The sequence below is a fragment of the Streptomyces sp. NPDC059524 genome (assembly GCF_042749255.1).
GTDB classification, from domain to species: Bacteria; Actinomycetota; Actinomycetes; order Streptomycetales; family Streptomycetaceae; genus Streptomyces; species Streptomyces xanthii.
In genome coordinates, this window is the sequence record NZ_JBHYTK010000141.1 from 14603 (window position 1) to 20923 (window position 6321).

Genomic DNA, 6321 nt, shown 5'->3' on the forward strand with positions numbered 1-6321 from the left:
CCGGGGGCGCGCGGGCCCCCGTGTGCCTCCCCGGCGGGGCCGGGGGGCCTGTGCGGCCCCTCGGGGGCCCCCCCCCCCCGCCCACCCCCGTCGGGGGTCGCGTACGGGAGTCGGAAGTGTCACATCCGGAGCCGGCCTCCGGGTCTGCCGGGACCGCTCAGACCTCGGGGCTGAGCCGAGCCTGCAGCACGGGGGCGGGCTTCTTGGGGTTCGTCAACGAGCTGCCCTCCTGCCACTTCTTCCAACTGACGTTCCAGTCGCCGAAGCCGTTGCCGAACGGGTCCATGTCCTCGCCGTTGCTGTTGACGACCTTCACGATGTCGCCCTCGCGCACGGTGTCGAAGAACCAGGCGGCGTTGTCGGTGCTCATGCCGGTGCAGCCGTGGCTGACGTTCTCCGATCCCTGGGAGCCCGTGGACCAGGGCGCGGCGTGCACGTACTCGCCGCTCCAGGTGACCCGGGTCGCGTAGTACACCGGCAGGTCGTACGAGTCCGAGGACCCCTCGGAGATGCCGATGCTGGTGCCGCGCATCCGTACGTAGTACTCCTTGCCGAGCACGACCTTGACGCCGTTGCGCGTCTCGAAGCCGGGCTTGCCCGTGGTCACCGGGATCGTGTTGATGGCCTCGCCGTTGCGGTAGACCGTCATCTCGTGCGAGGAGGCGTCCGTGACGGCCTCTATGCGGTCCCCCGTGGTGATGGTCAGCGGCTTGCTCTCGCCGCCCCACAGGGAGTCGGTCACCTTTATGCCCTTGAGGTTGCTGCGCGCCGTGATGGTGGCGTGGGCGGGCCAGTACTTCTCGGGGCGGTAGTGCAGCGTCTTGTCGTCGACCCAGTACCAGGAGCCGCCGCCGGCGGAGGGCTGGGAGTCGACCTTCAGGGCCCGTTCGACGACGGTGCGGGCGTCCGGGTCCTTGACGGGCTTGTTGAGCTCGGCGGTGATGGGCTGGCCGACGCCGTACTTGCCCTTCTGCGGGCCGAAGGTGACCTTGAGGTCCTTCTCCTTGGAGGGCTTGCCGGTCTCGAAGGTGAGGACCTTGCGGCCGGGTGCCCCGTCCTCGTCCTCGGTGCTGACCCGGACCGTGTACGAGGCGTTCGCGGCCAGCGGGGTGGTGGTGTGCCATCTGCGGCCGTCGGCGGAGAGTTCGCCCGCCACGTAGCGGCCCATGGCGTCGGTGGCCGTCACATCGGTGATGCGGCCGTCGTCCTCGGAGGTGATCTCCAGCGGCTTGTCGGGATCGGCCTTCTTCTTGCCGGAGGGGCCCTTGAAGGTGATCTGGCTCGCCGCGTCGTACGGCTGGGCGGAGAGCGGGTGGCCGGAGCTGCCGCAGGCCGTGACACCCACACCGAGGGCGGCCACCAGCACGGAGCTTCCGACAACCGAGACTATGCGCGGTGAGTGGTTCATGAACTCACCGTAGGAAGGTTCCCCCGGCGCGGCGCGCCGGGTGAGCCGCACGGGTCATGCCGCGACACGCCGAAGGGCCCGGACGCTCCCCAAGGAGTGTCCGGGCCCTTCGTGCACGGGAGTTCAGAACCTCGGTGCTACTGGTTCTGGTTCTCGCCGCGGTAGTACTCGAAGACCCAGCCCCACAGGCCGAACAGGATCACGGGGGCGGAGAAGTAGAGCAGCCACCAGCCGAAGACGACGCCCATGAAGGCGAGCGCGCCACCGACGGCGAGGGAGAGCGGCTGCCAGGAGTGCGGGCTGAAGAAGCCCACCTCGCCGGAGTCGTCGGAGACCTCGGCCTCCTTGTTGTCCTGGGCGCCGGTGTCGACCCGCCGGGCCGTGAAGGCCAGGTAGTAGCCGACCATGATGCACAGGCCGAACGCCAGGAACAGCGCGGTGGTACCGGCCGGCTCCTTCGACCAGGCGCCGTAGACGGCGGCCATGATCAGGACGAAGAGGCTCAGCCAGATGAACATCTTGCCTTGGACCTTCACTTGCCGGCCTCCTTGCCGCCAGCGATGGCCTTACCGCCGTGGCCGGAGTTCTCCAGCTGGTCGAGGGCCGCGATCTCCGGGTGGTGCAGGTCGAACGCCGGGGATTCCGAACGGATCCGCGGCAGGGTGAGGAAGTTGTGCCGCGGCGGCGGGCAGGACGTCGCCCACTCGAGCGAACGGCCGTAGCCCCACGGGTCGTCGACCTCGATCTTCTTGCCGTACTTGGCCGTCTTCCAGATGTTGTAGAAGAACGGCAGGATCGACAGACCGAGCAGGAAGGACGCGATCGTCGAGACCGTGTTCAGCGCGGTGAAGCCGTCGGCCGCGAGGTAGTCCGCGTAACGACGCGGCATGCCCTCGACACCCAGCCAGTGCTGCACCAGGAACGTGCCGTGGAAGCCCACGAACAGCGTCCAGAACGTGATCTTGCCGAGGCGCTCGTCCAGCATCTTGCCGGTGAACTTCGGCCACCAGAAGTGGAAGCCGGCGAACATCGCGAAGACGACCGTTCCGAAGACGACGTAGTGGAAGTGCGCCACCACGAAGTACGAGTCGGAGATGTGGAAGTCCAGCGGCGGGGCCGCCAGGATCACACCGGTCAGACCACCGAAGGTGAAGGTGATCAGGAAGCCGATCGCCCAGAGCATCGGAGTCTCGAAGGACAGCGAGCCCTTCCACATCGTTCCGATCCAGTTGAAGAACTTCACGCCGGTCGGTACGGCGATGAGGAACGTCATGAAGGAGAAGAACGGGAGCAGCACGCCACCGGTGACGTACATGTGGTGCGCCCACACGGTCACGGACAGACCCGCGATCGCGATCGTCGCGCCGATCAGACCCGAGTAACCGAACATCGGCTTGCGGGAGAAGACCGGGATGACTTCGGAAATGATGCCGAAGAACGGCAGGGCGATGATGTACACCTCTGGGTGTCCGAAGAACCAGAAGAGGTGCTGCCACAGCAGTGCGCCACCGTTGGCCGCGTCGAAGACATGGGCACCGAACTTGCGGTCCGCCTCCAGGGCGAACAGCGCGGCGGCCAGGACCGGGAAGGCCAGCAGGACGAGGACACCGGTCAGCAGCACGTTCCACACGAAGATCGGCATGCGGAACATGGTCATGCCCGGTGCGCGCATGCAGATGATCGTGGTGATGAAGTTGACCGAACCGAGGATCGTGCCGAAGCCGGAGAAGGCCAGACCCATGATCCACATGTCGGCGCCGATGCCCGGCGAGCGGACGGCGTCCGACAGCGGGCTGTAGGCGAACCAGCCGAAGTCGGCGGCACCCTGCGGGGTGAGGAAGCCGGCCACGGCGATCAGCGAGCCGAACAGGTACAGCCAGTAGGCGAACATGTTCAGTCGCGGGAACGCCACGTCGGGCGCGCCGATCTGCAGCGGCATGATCCAGTTCGCGAAGCCCGCGAACAGCGGCGTCGCGAACATCAGCAGCATGATCGTGCCGTGCATCGTGAACGCCTGGTTGAACTGCTCGTTCGACATCAGCTGGTTGCCGGGTCGGGCGAGTTCGGCGCGCATGAAGAGCGCCATCAGTCCGCCGATGCAGAAGAACGCGAACGACGTGACCAGGTAGAGCGTGCCGATCGTCTTGTGGTCAGTGGTGGTGAGCCACTTGATCACGGTCGCGCCGGGACTCTTGGGCCGTACCGGCAGCTCGTTCTCGTACGAGTCGTCTGCTGCCGCGGCACCCTGAGGTTCGTTGAGGATGCTCACGTTGTCTTCGTCTCCCGGTTCTTCTCGTGGTCCGTCTGGGCGATGCCCGACGGGACGTAACCGGTCTGCCCCTTCTTGGCCAGGTCCTTGAGGTGCTGCTCGTACTTCTCCGGAGAGACGACCTTCACGTTGAACAGCATCCGGGAGTGGTCGACGCCGCAGAGCTCGGCGCACTTGCCCAGGAAGGTCCCCTCCTTGTTGGGGGTCACCTCGAAGGCGTTGGTGTGGCCCGGGATGACGTCCTGCTTCATGAGGAACGGCACCACCCAGAAGGAGTGGATGACGTCACGCGAAGTCAGGACGAAGCGGACCTTCTCGCCCTTGGGGAGCCAGAGGGTGGGGCCGGGGTTGTTGGTCTGCGGGTTCCGCGTACCGGGGGTACCGACCTCGTAGACACCGCCGGCGTTCGCCGGGAAGTCGTCCTTGAAGCGCTGCGGGATCGCGGCGAGTTCCTTGGACGTCTTGCCGTCGCCCTTCACACCCGGCACGTTCTCGACGTAGTTGAAGCCCCAGCTCCACTGGTAGCCGACCACGTTGATGGTGTGCGCGGGCTTGTCGTCGAGCTTCAGGAGCTTCGACTCGTCTCGTGCCACGAAGTAGAAGAGGACCGAGACGACGATGAGAGGAACCACCGTGTACAGCGCCTCGAGGGGCATGTTGTACCGGGTCTGAGTGGGAACCTCGATCTTGGTGCGGCTGCGCCGGTGGAAGATGATGCTCCACAGGATCAGACCCCACACCAGCACGCCCGTGGCGAGCGCTGCCGCCCACGAGCCCTGCCAGAGGGAGAGGATCCTAGGGGCCTCCTCCGTCACCGGGGTGGGCATACCAAGACGAGGGAAGTCCTTGTATGTGCAACCGGTAGCGGTTACCAGGATCAGGCCCGCAGTCAGCACCTGCGGCAGCTTCCGCCGCATCGGGCGCCGCGACGAGCGGTCGGAGCCGTTGGGACTCACGTAGCGCCTTCCCGAGAGTCTCGCCCGCGCTCTTTGGTTGGCTACGGCCGCCATCTCGCTGGTCGCTCGCCGCCCTGGCACACGGGCAGGGGTTTGGATGTTTATGCGGACCAAACCCTACTGGACGCTATTTGGGGTCGCGCGGGGAGGGTGCCTAACGCGCCGCGGGTCACTCCGAAGGGTGGGATCGGGGGGCTGGATCTGGTTTCTGACGGGGGGTTTGGGGGGTGTTTGGCCTGGTGTTCGAGGGGTCTCGCGGCGGGGGGCCGCACGCGGCGCTCTAGTTTTGGGGCGTGGGTTATTTCGATGTTGCTTCGGGTGCGCCGCTCCACGACGTGGCGCGGCAGGCGTTGCTGGCCTCGATCGACGAGGGGTGGGCCGATCCGGCGCGCCTGTACCGGGAGGGGCGGCGGGCGCGGCTGCTGCTCGACGCCGCGCGGGAGGCCGCCGCGGAGGCGGTGGGCTGCCGGCCGGACGAGCTCGTTTTCACGTCGTCCGGAACGCGTGCGGTGCATGAGGGTGTGGTGGGGGCGCTCGCCGGACGCCGGCGCGCCGGGCGGCGGCTGGCCGTCTCGGCGGTGGAACACTCCGCCGTGCTCCATTCGGCCGCGGCCCATCAGGGCGCGGGCGGCGTGGTCGACGAGGTGGGGGTCGACCGGACGGGCGCGGTCCGGGTGGCCGAGTACGCCGCCGCGCTGCGGCCCGACACCGCGCTGGCCGCGCTGCAGTCCGCCAATCACGAGGTGGGCACGGTTCAGCCGGTCGAGGAGGTCGCCGAGGCGTGCCGCGAGGCCGGGGTTCCGTTGTTCGTGGACGCCGCGCAGTCGCTGGCCTGGGGGCCGGTGCCGGGGCCCTGGTCGCTGCTGGCCGGGAGCGCGCACAAGTGGGGCGGCCCCGCGGGGGTCGGGCTGCTGGTCGTGCGCAAGGGAGTGCGGTTCGCTCCGCAGGGGCCCGCCGACGAACGGGAGTCGGGGCGCGCGGCCGGGTTCGAGAACATCCCGGCGATCGTGGCCGCGGCGGCGTCGCTGCGGGCGGTGCGGGCGGAGGCGGCCGCGGAGTCCGCGCGGCTGCGGGAGCTGACGGCGCGGATCCGGGAGCGGGTGCCCGCGCTGGTGCCGGACGTGGAGGTGGTCGGGGATCCGGAGCGGCGGCTGCCGCATCTGGTGACCTTCTCCTGTCTCTATGTCGACGGGGAGACCGTGCTGCACGAGCTGGACCGGGCCGGGTTCTCCGTCTCGTCCGGTTCGTCCTGCACGAGCAGCACGCTGACGCCCAGCCATGTGCTGCGGGCGATGGGTGTGGTGAGCGAGGGGAACGTACGGGTGTCGCTGCCGCTCGGGGTCGAGGCGGCCGAGGTCGAGCGGTTCCTGGACGTGCTGCCCGGGGTCGTGTCGGGGGTGCGGGAGAAGCTCGGGGCTCCGGTGGCCGGGCCGGCCGGGTCGGCGGAGGCGGTGACCGTGGACGCGCTGGGGATGGTGTGTCCGCAGCCGGTGATCGAGCTGGGCCGGGCGATTCTTTCGGTGCGAGTGGGCGGGACGGTCACGGTGGTCGCCGATGACGAGGTCGCCGCGGTCGACATCCCGGCCTGGTGCTTCACCCAGGGCCACGATTATCTGGGGGCGACCCCGGGGCCTGACGGGGCCACCTCCTACGTGGTGCGGAGGGCCCCGTAAGGGGCGCGGGGAACT

The 6321-nt window shown here is 68.4% G+C and carries 5 protein-coding genes; 1 reads left to right on the forward strand and 4 read right to left on the reverse strand.

What is annotated here, in order from left to right; genetic code table 11:
- Positions 1-157 precede the first annotated feature (157 nt).
- The 4 genes from ACFW9D_RS30140 to coxB form a co-directional block, all read right to left on the reverse strand.
- The gene (locus tag ACFW9D_RS30140) at positions 158-1408 is read right to left on the reverse strand and encodes an Ig-like domain-containing protein (protein ID WP_188339355.1); all 1251 of its coding nucleotides are present in this window, start codon (positions 1406-1408) and stop codon (positions 158-160) included.
- A 137-nt stretch (positions 1409-1545) separates the two neighbouring features.
- Positions 1546-1944, reverse strand: a complete 399-nt coding sequence (locus ACFW9D_RS30145; RefSeq protein ID WP_188339354.1) for a cytochrome c oxidase subunit 4 — start codon at positions 1942-1944, stop codon at positions 1546-1548.
- Positions 1941-3677, reverse strand: coding sequence for a cytochrome c oxidase subunit I (gene ctaD, locus ACFW9D_RS30150; RefSeq protein WP_188339353.1), 1737 nt, complete (start codon positions 3675-3677; stop codon positions 1941-1943). The genes ACFW9D_RS30145 and ctaD overlap by 4 nt, the downstream gene beginning before the upstream one ends.
- Positions 3674-4633, reverse strand: coding sequence for a cytochrome c oxidase subunit II (gene coxB / locus ACFW9D_RS30155; protein WP_188339352.1), 960 nt, complete (start codon positions 4631-4633; stop codon positions 3674-3676). Before coxB ends, ctaD begins: the two co-directional genes overlap by 4 nt.
- Before the next feature lie 293 nt (positions 4634-4926).
- On the opposite strand from coxB, the gene ACFW9D_RS30160 reads away from it, so the two are divergent.
- On the forward strand, positions 4927-6306 hold the full coding sequence (locus ACFW9D_RS30160) for a cysteine desulfurase/sulfurtransferase TusA family protein (protein ID WP_384627062.1): 1380 nt from the start codon (positions 4927-4929) through the stop codon (positions 6304-6306).
- The last annotated feature ends 15 nt before the right edge of the window (positions 6307-6321 follow it).